Origin of the sequence: Rahnella sp. AN3-3W3 (genome assembly GCF_003263545.1) — a bacterium.
GTDB classification, from domain to species: domain Bacteria; phylum Pseudomonadota; class Gammaproteobacteria; order Enterobacterales; family Enterobacteriaceae; genus Rahnella; species Rahnella variigena.
Genome location: NZ_JYDG01000104.1, coordinates 1 through 17,707, shown reverse-complemented (window position 1 = coordinate 17,707; position 17,707 = coordinate 1). Strand labels below are relative to the sequence as shown.

Genomic DNA, 17,707 nt, shown 5'->3' with positions numbered 1-17,707 from the left:
TAAACAGGCACATCAGGCAGATAACGTTGAGTGAATCTGCACATTCGTGATGTGCTTATTAATTCATCTTATTAATGAGATCCATCATCTTGAGGCGAGAGTCAGTAGAGACTTTGCGCACTTCAAGTTCGATACCTTTTTCATTCAATTTCTTGAACGCTTCGATATCTTTTTCGTCGACAGACACTGCGTTATTCACCTGAGTTTTACCCTGGCGGAAAGCCATACCACCGATGTTTACGGTAGTGATTTTCACGCCACCCTCAACTAAACGCAGAACGTCAGTCGGGTTAGTGAATAACAACATCACGCGATCGCCAGCGTATTTTGGGTTATCCCAGACACGGATGGCTTTTGCGACGTCAACAACGTGTGCAGTAACACCAGGAGGAGCAACCTGAGTCAGCAACGTTTTACGCACGGTATCGGCAGCCACTTCGTCGCTGACAACAATAATGCGGGTCACGTTGGTTTCTTTGGTCCAGCGGGTCGCGACCTGGCCATGAATTAAACGGTCATCGATACGGGCAAGGCCGATCTTCATATGGTCGTTCGGACCGGCAGGTTTAGCCGGAGCAGCTGCTTTTGGCGCAGGGGCGGCGGCAGGGGCCTGGGCAGCAGGTTCAGGGGCTTTCAGCGCTTTCACGCCGATACGACCTGTTTCTACTGCAATGGCAACCAGTTCTGCGAAAGAAGGGTTGTCATCGCGAGCCATGAAAGTCTCTGCCAGCATTGGGATATTAACACCGGTGACAACTTCGTAATTTTCTTTATCGACAACAATACGGCTGGCGGCATTGAACGGGCTGCCCCCCCAGGTGTCGACCAGGAAAAGGACGCCGCTGCTGGTGTCTAAACCACCCAACTTTGCCGTGTACTTTTCGATCAGGGTTTCGGCGTTCTCGCCCGGAACGAAATCGATATAGGCGACATTATCTTGTTCACCTAAAATCATTTCCGCTGTTTTCAGCAACTGCTCAGCTGCTGACCCGTGCGTGCCGATGATAATAGCAATACTCACTCGCTACCTCCTCTGTTAACTCTTGAAAAGAGTTATGCACATAAGTAATGGTGCTGATGATATCCGCCCGTTTTTATTCCTGAGGCGGACAGGGCATTCCCTGCGTACTAACGTTCCTTAATTTCTGATAAGACTGCAAAACAGTAAAACTGCAGAACCTCAACAGGTTGTGCGACGTGATTTATTTTAGTGTGCGAAAAAATAATTTTTGTGACCGTTGTCCGTTATTGAACGACGTAGTGTGAATACGTTTTCACATTGCACATTAAAACAGCATAGATGTTTCAAAATGATGCGGATCGTAAAAAATCACACTTTATTCAAATAATCATTCCTGATAGAGTGATTTTCCGAATCATTGAACAGGAGTACCGGGCCTCAGCCCTCCCTATGGACTGTCACCGACGTCACTATTCTTCGCACTATCACCTCATTCTTACCGGCAAATACGCCCCACTGGGCCTGATTACTGCCGCACTGAAACCGCTTTCATCTGAGATTTTTATCGTGACCGCCTCTGGCATGTCTTCTGACCGCCGGACGTCACGCGTTTCTTTGCGTCATTTTTCTTTAACTCATTGCGGAGTCTGACATGGAATTTTTGATGGACCCTTCAATTTGGGTCGGTTTGCTGACGCTTGTTGTCCTGGAAATTGTTCTGGGTATCGACAACCTTGTTTTTATTGCCATTCTTGCAGACAAACTGCCGCCAAAGCAGCGCGATAAAGCCCGTATTATCGGCCTTTCGCTGGCGCTGATAATGCGTCTGGGCCTGCTGTCGCTGATTTCGTGGATGGTCAAACTGACCACGCCGCTGTTCAGCATTGCGCAATTCAGCTTCTCAGGGCGGGATCTGATCCTGCTGGTCGGAGGGCTGTTCCTGTTATTTAAAGCCACCACCGAGCTGCATGAGCGGCTGGAAGGGCATGACGAACAGGGAACACCGAACCGCGGCTATGCCAGTTTTTGGTCGGTTGTGGCGCAGATTGTGGTGCTCGACGCCGTCTTCTCGCTGGATGCCGTGATTACAGCAGTCGGTATGGTGAATAATCTGGCTGTGATGATGACCGCCGTGGTGATCGCCATGGGTGTGATGCTGCTGGCGTCTAAATCGCTGACGCGTTTTGTGAACAATCATCCGACGGTAGTGGTGCTGTGTCTCAGCTTCCTGCTGATGATTGGTCTGAGCCTGATAGCGGAAGGTTTTGGCTTCCATATTCCGAAGGGCTACCTGTACGCGGCGATCGGCTTCTCGATTCTGATTGAACTGTTCAACCAGATTGCACGCCGTAACTTCCTGAAAAGCCAGTCTAACCGTCCGATGCGTGAGCGTACCGCCGAGGCCATTCAGCGCCTGATGGGCGGGAAACGTCAGCATCAGAATGAAGATGAGCCAGTCGGTGATGTACTGCCTGCATCAGAAGCTTTTGCAGAAGAAGAGCGCCATATGATAACGGGCGTTCTGACGCTGGCATCGCGTACATTGCGCACTATCATGACGCCGCGCACTGAGATTTCATGGGTGGACTGCGAAAAGTCACCGGCCGAAATCCGCAGCCAGCTACTGGATACGCCGCACAGTTTGTTCCCGATCTGCCGTCATTCTCTGGATGATGTCATCGGTGTAGTACGTGCGAAAGACCTGCTGGTGGCGCTGGAGAACGGCGAAAACATCGTGGCTTTCGCGGAGAAAACGCCGCCGATTGTGGTGCCGGAAACCATGGATGTGATCAATCTGCTGGCGGTATTACGTAAAGCCAGGGGGCGTCTGGTGGTGGTAAACAATGAGTTTGGTGTGATTCAGGGGCTGGTCACGCCGCTGGACGTGCTGGAAGCCATTGCTGGTGAGTTCCCTGACGAAGATGAGATGCCGGATGTGATCGCTGACGGTGAGTCATGGATTGCGAAAGGCGGGACTGACTTGCACCTACTTCAGCAAGTTCTCGACGTGAACAATCTGGTGAATGCGGATGATGATTTTGCTTCACTTGCCGGATTGCTGCTGTCGAAATCAGGCCAGATGCCGGTTGCCGGTGAAGTGATTGAAATGGCGTCGCTGCACTTTGAGATCCTTGAGGTGACAGACTATCGCATCGAGCGTGTCCGCATCACCCGGATTAAGTCAGAAGATCAGTGGGAAGAAAGCCACTAAAGCTGGCGTGCCTGAAGGTAAAACGGCGACTCCGGTCGCCGTTTTTATGCCTGAAATAGTGCGAATACTTCGGGATCAGACGGAACCCTGAACGTCCTGAGGTTCCATATTTTGGGTCGATTTCTGATAACGCTCCAGCCAGACGGGGAAAACTTCTACCGGCATCGGGCGTGCAAAGTAGTAGCCCTGCAAAGAATCCACTCTGCGTTTACGCAGATAATCAACCTGTTCGCGGGTTTCTACCCCTTCAGCAATCAGCTTTAAATTCAGCCGCTGCGCCAGCGTAATAATGGTGTCCGTGACCGTCGCGTTGATGGCATCGGTTCCGATGGATGCTGTAAACGCCTGGTCAATCTTCAGCACATCCGGATTTAGCGTTTTGAGATAACTCAGCGAACTGTGGCCGGTACCAAAATCATCAATAGCCAGCAAAATCCCCATGTCCTTGAGCTGCGAAATTTCCGCGGCACGCAGTTCCTGAAGACGCGTGCGCTCGGTCAGTTCAAGCATCAGGGAAACAGAAGGCTGAGCCGGAAGCCAAAGCTTGCGGATATCATCCACAATTTCCATATTATTAAAATGCTGCGCTGCTACGTTAATGCTGACATAAAAGCCTGGAGTCGCCGGGAAAACCGCCAGATTATCGGCAACGGTTTTAATCAGATAGCGGGTAAGCGAGATGATTAACCCGTGCTGTTCTGCCAGCGGAATAAATACATCAGGCGACACCCATTCCTGCCTGCGGTTTTTCCAGCGCATCAGCGTTTCAACACCGATACAGCGGCCGTCATCGCTGTTAATAATCGGCTGGCAATAGACCTTAAATTCGCGGTGTGAAATGCCGTGGCTGATCGGATAGGCCAGACTGATCCGGCTGCCGGAAAGCAGATAAACCGCGGTGGCCGTCAGTAAACTGATTAACACCGAAAGCGGTAAATGTGAGGGGAGTTCATTCCAGGCCAGTTCGCTGGCTTTTTCTCCGAAGATGGAGACAGAGAAATCATATTTTTGCGATCTCTCACTCAGCAGAGGAGGGTACGGAAGATCGTCGCTGCTGATGATGTCCTTTTTGCCATACTCGAGATATTGCTTACCAACGTTCAAAACGATATGGCTGGCATAGGGCGGTTGCGGTTCGAGCAGGAAATTCGACAATATGCCAATATTATAAACAAACAGTTCGCCGTTACGGTTATCCGGTGTTGAGGGATTCCAGAGAACCAGTGTCGGGGTATCGACACGGCTCCATTTCGAAGCCCGCAGTTCAAGTTGCGTTAAGCCCTGAGAAAATGACGGCAAAATGTCGTTGAGGCTGAGATCCAGCGCACCGACCAGACTTGAACAGGTGATTTTACCGTCACTGACCAGGCTTATAGAGCGTAATGTCTGCAGCCGGGCGACTTTTTGCTGAAGTAACGATTGCAGGACGTTGCAGCCAAGCGTCTGATCCAGAGGCGCTGATTTTCCGGCAGGTGACGCCGGTTCGAGTAGTTTTTCCAGCTTCTGAACGGTGTGCAGCGCGACACGTTGTTGGTCTTCTGCAATGACCTGTGCTTGTTCGTAAATACGAATGCCAAGCGTCAGAAGCAAAGTACATATCCCCATCGCGCAGGCAAGCGCAATGCGATAGTAGCGATACTTCGCAAGTCCGGTCTGGGAGAACAGCATCGTTCTAATCCTTTTTATCCCGTGTTAATTGCAGGCTCAAATTATTTTTTTTAAAGGTTTACCGATGCGTAACAGCCAGTGTGTTTTTATTGATAGTAGCTGTAAATCGTCGGATGCTCAGCCTGAGTTGCGGAAAATACACTCAGTTTCTGAGTGAAAATTAAAGAAAGTCAGCCTAAGTGACGTTGTCACTTATATTTTCCCCGAAGAACCCGGCCTGTATTTTTCTGTATCAAGAGGCTCACCGATCGGGGAAATCAGGCGGAAAACAGCATGCCGTACCTGCAGGGTATAATGCAAGTGACACATCCATTATGTTTCGATAATACAACAGGTTGTCATTAACGAAGGTTTTATTGCTGCCAGCTATCGTGCGGATAATATTTCCTGCGGTAAACCCGCTGAAAATGCTTCAGCTGAAGAACCGCAGGAAATTATCAACGCGACAGTAAAATCAGTCGCACTGAACCTTAATCGCCAGACCACCACGCGACGTTTCACGGTATTTTGAATTCATATCTTTACCGGTTTCGTACATGGTTTCGATCACTTTATCCAGAGACACTCTTGGCTCGCTGGTGCGGCGCAGTGCCATCCGGGCAGCGTTAATCGCTTTCACCGAAGCAATGGCATTACGCTCAATGCACGGCACCTGAACCTGTCCGGCTACCGGATCACAAGTCAGACCGAGGTTGTGTTCCATACCAATTTCGGCAGCGACACACACCTGCTCAGGGCTGCCGCCCAGCAATTCCGTCAGACCTGCTGCCGCCATCGAACAGGCTACGCCCACTTCGCCCTGACAACCGACTTCTGCACCAGAAATCGACGCATTCATTTTATACAAAATGCCGATAGCGCCGGAGGTCAGGAAATAGCGCAGGTAAATGTCAGGGCTGACCGACTGAATAAACTGGTCATAATAGGCCAGTACCGCCGGCACAATGCCGCATGCACCGTTGGTTGGCGCAGTCACTACGCGTCCGCCTGCGGCATTTTCTTCGTTAACTGCCAGCGCAAACATATTCACCCAGTCGATCACGTTCATCGGGTCACTGGAAAGCTTATCGTTTGACACCAGCATCCGGCGCAGAGCAGACGCACGGCGCGGTACCCGCAGCGGCCCCGGCAACACGCCTTCAGTATTCAGACCGCGATCGATACACGCCTGCATGGTGTGCCAGATCTTCTCGAAATACTGGTCGATCTCCTGCTTACTGTGTTGCGCCAACTCGTTCTTCATCACCAGCCCGGATAATGACAGGCCGGTTTCCTTACATTTAGCCAGCATTTCACTGGCCGAATTAAAGCTGTAAGGCACGGTGACTTCGTCGAGAACCGGCTGACCGAAGTGTTCGTCATCGACAATAAAACCGCCGCCGACGGAATAATACGTTTTGCTGTAAATCATTTTATCGCCAGCAAACGCATGGATTTGCATGGCGTTCTCATGGCGTGGCAAATTCTCACCGCGGAACACCATGCCGGTATCACGCGGGAAGTCTACTTCATGCTGAGTGTTCCCCAGCGGCAGACGCTCACGTTGCTCAACGTCGCGGATAAAATGGGGAATTCCGTCAATGTCGACGGTGTCTGGCTGATTACCGGCCAGGCCTAAAATAATGGCGATATCTGTGTGGTGGCCTTTGCCTGTCAGAGACAAAGAACCAAAAACGTCCACGGCGACACGCGTAACGGCAGGCATCATGCCCTTTTCCAGCAGGTCATCAGCGAACTGTTTACCGGCTTTCATCGGGCCCAAAGTATGGGAACTGGAAGGGCCAATCCCGACCTTGAACATGTCGAAAACGCTAATCACGTCGAATACTCCTGTAATAGATTGCGGCAGGGAACGGGATCCCTGGCTTCCATAAATGAACGACAGCGAGATTTCGTCTTTATGGACGGCTCTCTTGTTCTTATGGATAGACTTATAGTTTAAAAGGGCTGAGAGGCAAAAGTTTCATTTTTCGCATGAAATAAACTTATTTGATGCAAAAGTGTGATCGCTATGTAATCAGAGCGCTCAGACTTCGACCTGTCCGGCGAGCTGGCGGATGATAGCGGCGGTGAGACCCCAGACAAATTGCTGCTGATACCAGGACAAATAAACGCGGTGATGAATGCCCCGGCGATGAATATCAAGCGGGTGATAACGGGCCAGATCAAAAGCTTCACTCAGCGGCATTTCAAATAACTCGGCGACTTCGTCTTCAGCCGGATGCAGCGGCACATCGACGGGTAACAGCCCCACTACCGGAGTGACCCGAAAACCGCTGCTGCTATCCTGCGGCGAAAGTGTGCCTAATACATAAACCTCTTCAGGCGGAATGGCGACTTCTTCCTGCGCTTCACGCAAGGCCGTGGCGATAATCGACGCATCAGAAGCATCCGCCGCGCCGCCGGGAAAGGCGACTTGTCCCGCGTGTTTGCGCAGCTGATCTGATCGGCGTGTCAGTAACAGCGTAGGTTCGGGGCGGCAAATGATCGGGATCAGCACCGCAGCGTGACGGGTTCCACGCAGCGCCGGTGCGGGCTGGCGAGGTTGCTGCAACTGAAAGCGCAATATGAAATCTTCAACAGCGGGGGAAAGTGTCTGAATTGGCGCATGTTGTTCCAGCAAAGTCACGATGATGTTTCTCCTAACTGAGGCAGAATTCGGGCAATCTTATCAAAAGTTTCCTGATATTCTGCCTGTTCCTGACTGTCCGCCACAATCCCGCCGCCTGCCCAGCAATGAATTTTTCCCTGCGACGTGAGTAACGTGCGGATGGTGATGTTGCTGTCCATGGTGCCGCAAAAGCTGATATACGCGATGCTGCCGCAATAGCCGTTGCGGCGATGTGGCTCGAGTTCTTCGATGATTTCCATTGCACGCACTTTCGGTGCGCCGGTAATGGAACCGCCCGGGAAACAGGCGCGTAACAAGGCCGCAGGATGGCACTCTTGCGGTAACTGCGCAGTGATGGTGCTGACCAGATGATGCACCGCCGGAAACGGCTCAACCACAAACAGTTCCGGCACGCGCACGCTGCCGGGCACGGCGACGCGCCCGATATCATTACGCAGCAAATCGACAATCATCAGGTTCTCGGCACGATCTTTCTCCGATCCTGCCAGCCTTTCTGCCTGTCGCGCATCTTCTGTCGGATCTTCACAGCGTGGGAGGGTGCCTTTAATCGGTCGTGTCTGAATCTGGTTTTCTTTAAGCCAGATAAAACGTTCCGGCGACAGACTGAGAACGGTGTTTTGCGGCAGACGCAGAAATGCTGAGAAGGGCGCACGGTTGGCCTGATTCAGACGCAGAAAAGCCTGCCATTCATCGCCGCCGTACTGCGTGGAAAAACGTTGCGCCAGATTGATCTGATAACAATCGCCGTCGCGGATATATTCCTGAATCTGCCTGAACTTTTGACCGTATTCTTCGCGGCTCATATTCGCCTGCCACGGCGCATTCAGCCGGAAAGGCGCTGACGCAGAGCGGATTTTCCGATGCTCATCAAGCCAGCGCAAACGTGCAGAAATATCGCCATGACAAATCAATGTCAAACGCTGCAAATGATGATCGGCGATCAGCGCCCAGTCATAAATCCCGACAGCCATATCGGGCAACTCAATATCGCGTATCGCGATTTGTGGCAGATCCTCAACGCGACGGCCTAAATCATAGCCGAACAACCCGAGAGCGCCGCCGAGAAACGGAAATTCAGGCAAGCTTTCTGCGTGTAATCCGCAAGCAGTCAGTTGCTCTTCAAGCAAGGCGAAGGGATCGTCCTGCCGGCATTGTTCCACGCCATTTTTTTCAATCTGCGTTAGCCCGCCACGGGTGGTCAATGTTATCAGCGGATCCGCCACCAGAATATCGAAACGGTTATGCTGATGCTGTGCTGCACCTGAGTGTAAAAGCATCGCCCAGGGCAGGGCGGAAAGCGGTGTGAAGCGCTCTGTCAGTGCATCTGGCTGATAAGGTAAGGAGTGAAAAACAACGGACTGGGTGGCTTGCATGGCAGGTATAAGCTTCTCTGGCGCGATGACGTATTTTAGGCCGATCCTAACACAGAACTGAGGGGCTGAAAGCAGCGCAGGCGATTTGCCTTATTTAGGCGTATACTGTGCAACCCCGCCTTGCGCGGGCTTTATTTATCACCAGTACAACAGGACACTCCCATGCTGACAGGTATGCCTTCATTATCACATCATGAACAAGAACAGGCCGCCGATCGTATCCGCCAGTTAATGGAAAACGGCATGAGCAGCGGCGAAGCCATTGCGACCGTTGCAGAAGAAATTCGCGAAACGCATAAAGGCGACCGCGTCACCGTCATTTTTGATGACGAAGACGAATAAAACTGACTGACGGTTTGCGTCACTGCTTGCGTCATGACAAAGAAAAACCGGACCCTTTTCAGGCGTCCGGTTTTTTTTCGTCTCAGCATTCTGAATCGTCTAGCCTTTAACAACCACAGCAGCGGCCGCTTTTTTCGCCTGTTCCACGGCGTCTTCAACATTGTCTGCAATCGCCATCGCCACACCCAGACGACGTTTGCCACTGATTTCCGGCTTGCCGAACAGACGAACCTGATTGTAGCCCGTCAGCGCATTTTCCAGACCGCTGAACGTGACGTTATTGCTGGTCAGTTCCGGCAGAATCACGGCAGATGCAGAAGGGCCGAACTGGCGGATTTTACCTACAGGAAGGCCGAGGAACGCGCGCACATGCAGCGCAAACTCGGACAGATCCTGAGAAATCAGCGTCACCATACCGGTGTCGTGCGGGCGAGGGGAGACTTCGCTAAAAATCACTTCGTCGCCGCACACGAACAGCTCAACGCCGAACAGGCCTTTGCCGCCCAGCGCTTTCACCACTTTCTCCGCGATGTCTTTTGCACGCTGCAATGCCAGCTCAGTCATCTGCTGTGGCTGCCAGGATTCGCGGTAATCGCCGTCTTCCTGACGGTGTCCGATTGGCGCGCAGAAATGAATGCCGTCAACGGCGCTGATGGTCAGCAAGGTGATTTCAAAATCAAACTTCACCAGTCCTTCAACAATCACGCGTCCGCCGCCTGCACGGCCGCCTTGCTGCGCGTAATCCCATGCGGTCTGTAACTGATCGGCGCTGCGGATCAGGCTCTGGCCTTTACCGGATGAGCTCATGACCGGCTTGATAATGCATGGATAACCGATGGCGTCGACGGCCTGACGGAAAGTCGCTTCATCATCAGCGAACTGATACGTCGATGTCGGTAATTTCAGGATTTCAGCGGCCAGACGGCGAATGCCTTCGCGGTTCATGGTCAGGCGGGTCGCTTCGGCGCAAGGCACCACGTTGTGGCCCTGTTTTTCCAGCTCAACCAGCATGCTGGTTGCGATGGCTTCGATTTCAGGCACGATAAAATCAGGGCGTTCACTTTCGATAACTGCTTTCAACGCGTCGCCGTCAAGCATATTAATCACATGACTGCGATGAGCGACCTGCATCGCCGGTGCATCGGCGTAGCGGTCAACGGCGATCACTTCCAGGCCAAGACGCTGACATTCGATGGCCACTTCTTTACCCAGCTCGCCAGAGCCTAATAACATGACGCGGGTGGCGCCGGTGCGCAGTGCAGTACCAATGGTTAACATAGCTTCGTACCCAGATCTGTGGTGAGTGAAAACAGGAATTTCGGCGCGCAGTATATCTGAAATAAATGGCGACGAAAACGATTGCGCGGCACGCCAGGTAAAATTCTCTGTGCAAAAAAAACGTGTTTTACAGGTTTTTTTAGCCTGTTTTCTGCTGTTTAAGGCAGCCGGTGAGCGTCTCTGTTATTATTTAGCCAAACCATGGCGTCAGGCTTCCTGCCGCTGCCCCGATTTTTGCCTCACATAAAGAGTTATCGCCTTGAGCACGCATTCCTTTTCTGCCCTGACATTGCCCGCTGAGCAACTTTCCAACCTGAATGAACTGGGTTACACCGATATGACCCCGATTCAGGAAGCCTCTTTGCCTGCCATTCTGCAAGGTCAGGACGTTCGCGCTAAAGCCAAAACCGGCAGCGGTAAAACGGCCGCCTTTGGTATTGGTTTGCTGAACAGCATTACCGTTTCACAGTTTGTTGCTCAGGCGCTGGTGCTGTGTCCGACTCGCGAACTGGCCGATCAGGTCAGTAAAGAGTTACGCCGTCTGGCGCGATTTACCCAGAACATCAAAATTCTGACCCTGTGTGGCGGCCAGGCGATCGGGCCACAGCTCGAATCCCTGGTCCATCCGCCGCACATTGTGGTCGGCACGCCGGGCCGTATTCAGGAACATCTGCGTAAAGGCACGCTCAAGCTCGACGAGCTGAAAGTGCTGGTGCTGGATGAAGCTGACCGCATGCTGGACATGGGCTTTAGTGAAGATATCGAAGATGTCGTCAGCTATACGCCGCAGGACCGCCAGACGTTGCTGTTCTCCGCGACCTATCCGGACGGCATTGAGCGCATCAGTTCCAAATTCCAGCGTCAGCCGCTGAAAGTAGAAATCGAAGGTGAAGATGACATTGCCGATATTCAGCAAATCTTCATTGAAGCCGGTAAGCAACAGCGTTTATCCCTGCTGGCTGCGGTGCTGTATCAGTATCAGCCAACGTCCTGCGTGGTGTTCTGTAATACCAAGCGTGACTGTCAGGATGTTTGTGATGACCTGAAAGCGAAAGGCATCAGCGCGCTGGCGCTGAATGGCGATCTCGAACAGCGTGATCGCGATCGCGTGCTGGTGCGTTTCTCCAACGGCAGTTGCCGTGTGCTGGTAGCGACAGACGTGGCCGCGCGCGGGCTGGACATTAAACAGCTGGGACTGGTGATCAACTATGAGCTGTCTTTCGATCCGGAAGTTCACGTTCACCGCGTGGGTCGTACCGGCCGTGCAGGAACGAGCGGTCTGGCCGTCAGCCTGGTGACGCCGCAGGAAATGCCGCGTGTGACCGCGCTGGAAGATTATACCCGTCAGCGTTTCACCTGGCAGCCTGCTGCTCAGGCGCTGGCCGCAACGCCGGTGGCGTTGGATCCTGAAATGGCGACATTGTGTATTGATGGCGGCCGCAAAGCCAAAATCCGTCCCGGTGATATTCTCGGTGCGCTGACCGGCGATGCTGGGCTGACCGCTGCTGAAGTTGGTAAAATCGATATGTTCCCGGTTCACGCTTATGTGGCGATCCGCCAGAAAAGCGCGAAGAAAGCATTGCAGCGTTTGCAGGAAGGGAAAATCAAAGGCAAAAACTGTAAGGCCATCATTTTACGATAAAGGCTTTGCGCTGATAATTTTACGTTAACGGCTTATCTTTGAATTGAACGTCATATTGTTAATGTTGTGTTATTGCCTTGTTGGGGATTATATTATCTAACGCAAGCGATGACCTTGTAATTGGTAGGGCTATTGTTTTTAAGGTCCACGGCTCCGGCAAGGTCAACTGGATGAACGACAAAGACTGGGAAGACGAACGATGAAAAAGGTAATCTTGGGCGCTGTGATGGCCGTTGCAGGAATGAGCAGCCTGAGCCAGGTCGCACAGGCTGATGAACCTGAAGTGAGAACGGCAACGGTGACACCGTGCGCCACGGCCACCAAAGATGATGTTGCCGCGCTGGTAAAACGTGATTTCCTGCAAAATCGTATTCCGCGCTGGGATGCGGATAAAAAAGTGCTCGGCACTTCCACGCCGGTCGCGTGGGTGGTGACCGATAGCATCAGCGGCAGTAATGCGAAATGGGATATCCCGCTGAAAGTGCGTGGTGATCACACCGATAAAACTTATCAGGTGACCCTTAACTGTCAGATTGGCGAAATCAGCTACAGCGCGCCGTTATAGGCACCGACTGCGTCCGTTAATTCCTTAGCGGACGCATTATTTCCTCGCATTGACGTCTCTTGGTTTCCCTGTCTAAACCTGTCACTCTTGTCACACCGCAAAGAGGACAAAGAGATCCCGAGATGATGACACCTCCAAAGGCTGAAAAACGCCCGCAAACCCTGAGTATTCACGGTGATGACCGTGTCGATAATTATTACTGGCTGCGTGACGATGACCGCGCCGATCCTCAGGTTCTGGCCTATCTCACGGCTGAAAATGAATTTACAGAACAGGCCATGCAGCCACAGCAGGCATTGCGTGAAACGCTGTACGGCGAAATGGTGGCGCGCATTGCGCAGCAGGATCATTCCGTTCCTTACGTGAAACACGGTTATCGTTATCAGACCCGTTATGAGCCGGGCAACGAATACGCCATCTATCTGCGCCAGCCTGCCGCCGGACATGAAAACTGGAGCACGCTGATTGACGGCAATGAGCGCGCCAAAGACAGTGAGTTTTACACGCTGGGCGGTCTGGATATCAGCCCGGATAACAAACTGATGGCCGTGGCGGAAGACTTTCTTTCCCGCCGTCAGTACGATATCCGCATCAAAAAACTCGATGACGAAACCTGGACGGATGATCTGTTAAAAAACACCTCCGGCAGCAGCGAATGGGCTAACGATTCTCAGACGTTGTATTACGTGCGCAAACACAAGAAAACGTTGCTGCCGTATCAGGTTTATCGCCACGTGGTCGGCACGGATCCGAAAACCGACAAGCTGGTGTACGAAGAAAAAGACGACACGTTTTACGTCGGACTGGATAAAACCACGTCTGAAAAATACATTCTGATCCACCTCGACAGCACCACGACTTCCGAGATCCTGCTGCTGGATGCCGATGATCCGCAGGCCAAACCGCAGGTATTTCTTTCACGTCGTAAAGATCATGAATACGCTCTCGATCATTATCTTGGGCATTTCTACATCCGTTCCAATAAAGACGGCAAAAACTTCGGACTTTATAAGAGTGAAGATGGTGTGGAAGCCAACTGGCAGACGCTTATTGCACCGCGCATCGAAGTGATGCTGGAAGGCTTCAGTCTGTTCCGTGACTGGCTGGTGGTGGACGAACGTCATCAGGGTCTCACGCAGTTGCGTCAGATCCACTGGAAATCCGGTGAGGAAAAATCACTGGCGTTCGACGATCCGACATATACCACCTGGCTGGCATACAATCCGGAACCGGATACGTCCTTGCTTCGTTATGGCTATTCCTCGATGACCATGCCGAGCTCGTTGTTTGAACTGGATCTCGATACGCATGAACGTACCTTGCTTAAACAGCAGGAAGTAAAAGATTTCGATGCAGACAATTATCGCAGCGAACGTGTCTGGGTTACGGCGCGCGATGGTGTGAAAGTGCCGGTGTCGCTGGTTTATCGTCGTGAGTTGTTCAAGCCGAATGAAAATCCGCTGCTGGTGTACGGCTACGGTTCTTATGGCAGCAGCATGGATCCGGCGTTCAGCGGCAGTCGTCTGAGCTTGCTGGATCGCGGTTTTGTTTTTGCACTGGCGCATATTCGCGGCGGGGCAGAGCTGGGGCAGCAATGGTACGACGACGGTAAGCTGTTCAATAAACTCAACACTTTCCATGATTTCATCGATGTGACCAAAGAGCTGGTGGCTGAAGGCTACGGCGATGCCGGACAGGTGTATGCTATGGGGGGGAGTGCGGGCGGCTTACTGATGGGCGCAATCATTAATCAGGCGCCGGAGTTGTATCACGGCATCGTGGCGCAAGTTCCGTTCGTTGATGTCGTGACAACTATGCTCGATGAGTCGATTCCGCTGACAACCGGTGAATACGACGAGTGGGGCAATCCGAACGACAAAGCCAGTTATGACTATATGCTGCAATACAGCCCGTACGATCAGGTTCGCGCACAGGCCTATCCGCATATGCTGGTCACCACCGGTTTACATGATTCGCAGGTGCAATACTGGGAGCCGGCAAAATGGGTCGCGAAATTACGCGAGCTTAAAACCGATGATAACCAGTTGCTGATGCACACCGATATGGATTCCGGGCATGGTGGTAAATCCGGCCGCTTTAAAGCCTATGAAGATATCGCGCTGGAATACGCTTTTGTACTGGCGCTGGCGACGAAAAACTGAGTATCAGGCTTTTCCCCTAAATAATTCGAATGGCAGGCAGGCGACAACTGAGCCAATCCCGATGAGCTGACATGGGTCAGCGATTCGGGTGAGTAAACGCAGCCAACGCACCTGCAATTTGAAGTATGACAGGGACATAAAAAAACCCGCTCTCGGCGGGTTTGATCTACGAAGTACATTGTTAAGCAGAAGCTTTCTTGGCTTTTTTATCAGCCTTTTTTTCGGCCGGTGTTTTCAATGGCTTTTTCTTCGCATTCTTTTTGCTATCCATTCCTTTACTCATAATTGCCTCTCTTAAAGCGGGTGGATTGGGTTGCTCACCTATTTACTGCTTAATTCAGGTCAGTTGCAAGCACCTTCGCGTTTCCCACAATACTTTACAGAGGAGTGATATTTCATCAGCTGGCATGTGATGCAATCAAATTGCGCGATAAGTATGCGAACGGCATACAAAACAACGGTTTTTGGAGATAACCACTTGTTGTAAGTGGGCCAATGCGCTGTTATTAAGATGTAAGCACATTTATCAATACACTGGCCGAATAGAACAGGAAATGTCATGCCAAAATTAAAAGGGTTGTATCCACCGCTGGAAGCCTATGCCAGTGGCATGCTTGATACGGGCGATGGTCACCAGATTTACTGGGAGCGCAGCGGAAACCCGGCGGGCAAACCGGCAGTATTTCTTCATGGCGGGCCTGGCGGCGGCTGTTCATCGGTTCACCGTCAGTTGTTCGATCCTAAAGATTATGACGTCATGCTGTTTGACCAGCGTGGCTGCGGACGCTCTAAACCTCATGCCAGTCTCGACAATAATACAACCTGGCATCTGGTCGATGATATTGAACGTTTGCGCAAAATGGCCGGTGTCGATAAATGGCTGGTATTTGGTGGTTCGTGGGGCTCGACGCTGGCGCTGGCATACGCCCAGACTCACCCTGAGCACGTCAGCGAGATGGTACTGCGGGGTATTTTCACTCTGCGCAAACAGGAACTGACCTGGTATTACCAGGACGGCGCCTCCCGTTTCTTCCCTGAGAAATGGCAGCGTATTTTGTCGATCCTGTCTGAGGAAGAACGCAAAGACGTAATTGCTTCCTATCGCGCCCGTCTGACCTCCGATGACCGCGCTGTTCAGCTTGAAGCGGCTAAGATCTGGAGTTTGTGGGAAGGGGAGACCGTGACGTTGATGCCTGCGGAAGGAGCGGCATCATTTGGCGAAGATAATTTCGCGCTGGCTTTTGCCCGCATTGAGAATCACTACTTCACGTATATGGGCTTTTTAGAAACTGATGACCAGTTGCTGAAAAATGTGGAACGCATCCGCCATATTCCGGCAGTCATTGTTCACGGCCGCTACGATATGGCCTGTCAGGTGCAAAACGCCTGGGATCTGGCGCAGGCCTGGCCGGAAGCAGAATTGCACATTATCGAAGGTGCAGGGCATTCTTTTGATGAGCCGGGCATTCTCGATCAGTTAATCCGCACCAACCAGCGTTTCGCCGCCCGGCGCTAACGTTTCCAGCTTTCCCGCTTACTTTTGCTTAGGCTCGTAAGGTAAGCGGGAGAACTTATGTGATTCCCCGCGATAAAACATCACCCGTTCACGAAAATAAGTGCGCAAATGCGCAGGCTGCTCGCGTTCTGCTATCTCCGCGACAACCGGCATGTTGTAGCGTTCTTTGAAAGCCACCGCTGAGGCGGCAAGATCGACGTTGATGCGATCCATTTCGTCTTTGCTGATTTCAGCCAGATTGATACTCATTGCTGCTTCCTGGTGATCCGTTTTGCCTCATTGTACCCGAGGCAGACGCCATCGTGAATGTTGTGATTTTACTTTTACACTATCCCTAAGAAGAGAATTGGCAGGTTAATATTAATAGTAAATAAGAACCATTCACAAATCTGAAGTGATAATTAACTTCAATAAGAATCCGCTAATTAATATCCTGAATAAGAATGATTCTTTTTAATATCCATCTATATGTTAATGATTATCATTGTTGTATATTTATGGAGATAAAATACCTTTATAAATCATTGCCTTAAATATATTTGTTATTTCGGTGAATATTAATGTGAATCGGGTGTTTTTATTTTGTGTTGATGCGGGCATAATGCGGGTAAATAATTCAGCCCACCTGCCGTAATTTAAATCCGGAGCCGTACCATGCTTAAAAAAGAAATGATTGATCAGCTTAATGAACAGCTGAACCTCGAGTTTTATTCTGCCAATTTATATTTGCAGATGAGTGCATGGTGCAGCGATAAAGGCTACGAAGGTGCTGCCGCATTCCTGAAACAGCATTCAATGGAAGAAATGGATCACATGCATCGTCTGTTCAAATACGTCAGCGATACAGGTGCTCTGCCACTGCTGGGCGCCATTGCTGCTCCGCCGGTGTCTTTCGAATCGCTGACCGATTTGTTCAAGCAGACTTACGAACACGAACAACTGATCACTCAGAAAATCAATGAACTGGCAGATTTGTCCATGACGCTGAAAGATTATTCTTCCTTCAACTTCCTGCAATGGTACGTTGCAGAGCAGCATGAAGAAGAAACGTTGTTCAAATCTGTTCTGGATAAACTGGCGCTGGTAAGCAATACCGGCAACGGTTTGTTCTTTGTGGATAAAGATCTCAAAAATATGGTGGCACAAGCTCCGGCTGGTTAATTTTCAGTTGTGTGAGCTTGCAAACAACGCAGAGTGCTTCGGCCTCTGCGTTTTTTATGTTTTTATGACAAACGTTTTAAGCGCGTTTGCGCTAAAGTGTCGGCGTTATAAATTCATCATCAAGCAAGCCAAGGAAATTATCGTGTTCAATAAAACCACTTCTCTTTGCCTGCCCTGGCAGATCATCGACCTGCC

Annotated in this window: 14 protein-coding genes; 7 read left to right on the top strand and 7 right to left on the bottom strand. The window is 51.3% G+C overall.

The features are described 5' to 3' along the window. Window positions 1-58: 58 nt before the first annotated feature. Window positions 59-1,021: a PTS mannose transporter subunit IIAB gene (gene manX, locus UC15_RS22355; protein WP_112291057.1), complete on the bottom strand. Its 963-nt coding sequence runs from the start codon at window positions 1,019-1,021 to the stop codon at window positions 59-61. A gap of 592 nt (window positions 1,022-1,613) precedes the next feature. Here manX and UC15_RS22345 point away from each other — a divergent pair. After that, window positions 1,614-3,173, top strand: a complete 1,560-nt coding sequence (locus tag UC15_RS22345; RefSeq protein ID WP_112291053.1) for a TerC family protein — start codon at window positions 1,614-1,616, stop codon at window positions 3,171-3,173. A gap of 75 nt (window positions 3,174-3,248) precedes the next feature. Here the strand turns inward: UC15_RS22345 and UC15_RS22340 are convergent, their stop codons facing one another. The 4 genes from UC15_RS22340 to pabB form a co-directional block, all read right to left on the bottom strand. Continuing rightward, window positions 3,249-4,841, bottom strand: a complete 1,593-nt coding sequence (locus tag UC15_RS22340) for an EAL domain-containing protein (protein ID WP_112291052.1) — start codon at window positions 4,839-4,841, stop codon at window positions 3,249-3,251. Between the two features lie 454 nt (window positions 4,842-5,295). Continuing rightward, window positions 5,296-6,660 carry an L-serine ammonia-lyase gene (locus UC15_RS22335; RefSeq protein WP_112291050.1) on the bottom strand — a complete coding sequence of 455 codons (1,365 nt, stop codon included), beginning with the start codon at window positions 6,658-6,660 and terminating at the stop codon, window positions 5,296-5,298. A gap of 207 nt (window positions 6,661-6,867) precedes the next feature. After that, on the bottom strand, window positions 6,868-7,470 hold the full coding sequence (locus UC15_RS22330; protein ID WP_112291048.1) for a CoA pyrophosphatase: 603 nt from the start codon (window positions 7,468-7,470) through the stop codon (window positions 6,868-6,870). Next, window positions 7,467-8,846: an aminodeoxychorismate synthase component 1 gene (gene pabB, locus UC15_RS22325; protein WP_112291047.1), complete on the bottom strand. Its 1,380-nt coding sequence runs from the start codon at window positions 8,844-8,846 to the stop codon at window positions 7,467-7,469. The genes UC15_RS22330 and pabB overlap by 4 nt, the downstream gene beginning before the upstream one ends. Window positions 8,847-9,008: 162 nt before the next feature. Here pabB and UC15_RS22320 point away from each other — a divergent pair, with 162 nt between their 5' ends. Continuing rightward, on the top strand, window positions 9,009-9,188 hold the full coding sequence (locus tag UC15_RS22320; protein WP_112291045.1) for a YoaH family protein: 180 nt from the start codon (window positions 9,009-9,011) through the stop codon (window positions 9,186-9,188). A gap of 99 nt (window positions 9,189-9,287) precedes the next feature. Here the strand turns inward: UC15_RS22320 and purT are convergent, their stop codons facing one another. Further along, window positions 9,288-10,466: a formate-dependent phosphoribosylglycinamide formyltransferase gene (purT, locus tag UC15_RS22315; RefSeq protein ID WP_112291043.1), complete on the bottom strand. Its 1,179-nt coding sequence runs from the start codon at window positions 10,464-10,466 to the stop codon at window positions 9,288-9,290. Between the two features lie 259 nt (window positions 10,467-10,725). On the opposite strand from purT, the gene dbpA reads away from it, so the two are divergent. The 4 genes from dbpA to pip all read left to right on the top strand — a co-directional run bounded on the left by dbpA (window position 10,726) and on the right by pip (window position 16,351). After that, complete coding sequence (gene dbpA, locus UC15_RS22310; RefSeq protein ID WP_112291041.1) at window positions 10,726-12,108, top strand: ATP-dependent RNA helicase DbpA; 1,383 nt, start codon at window positions 10,726-10,728, stop codon at window positions 12,106-12,108. 199 nt (window positions 12,109-12,307) lie between these two features. Beyond that, entirely contained in the window at window positions 12,308-12,673 is a 366-nt protein-coding gene (yebF, locus tag UC15_RS22305; RefSeq protein WP_112291040.1) for a protein YebF, read from the top strand. Between the two features lie 122 nt (window positions 12,674-12,795). After that, complete coding sequence (locus tag UC15_RS22300) at window positions 12,796-14,835, top strand: S9 family peptidase (RefSeq protein ID WP_112291038.1); 2,040 nt, start codon at window positions 12,796-12,798, stop codon at window positions 14,833-14,835. A 559-nt stretch (window positions 14,836-15,394) separates the two neighbouring features. Then, window positions 15,395-16,351, top strand: a complete 957-nt coding sequence (gene pip / locus UC15_RS22290) for a prolyl aminopeptidase (protein WP_112291035.1) — start codon at window positions 15,395-15,397, stop codon at window positions 16,349-16,351. An 18-nt stretch (window positions 16,352-16,369) separates the two neighbouring features. Here pip and UC15_RS22285 read toward each other — a convergent pair whose 3' ends face one another. After that, the gene (locus tag UC15_RS22285) at window positions 16,370-16,600 is read right to left on the bottom strand and encodes a DNA polymerase III subunit theta (RefSeq protein ID WP_112291033.1); all 231 of its coding nucleotides are present in this window, start codon (window positions 16,598-16,600) and stop codon (window positions 16,370-16,372) included. Between the two features lie 405 nt (window positions 16,601-17,005). Here UC15_RS22285 and ftnA point away from each other — a divergent pair, with 405 nt between their 5' ends. Next, window positions 17,006-17,512: a non-heme ferritin gene (gene ftnA, locus UC15_RS22280; protein WP_095921401.1), complete on the top strand. Its 507-nt coding sequence runs from the start codon at window positions 17,006-17,008 to the stop codon at window positions 17,510-17,512. Window positions 17,513-17,707 lie beyond the last annotated feature (195 nt).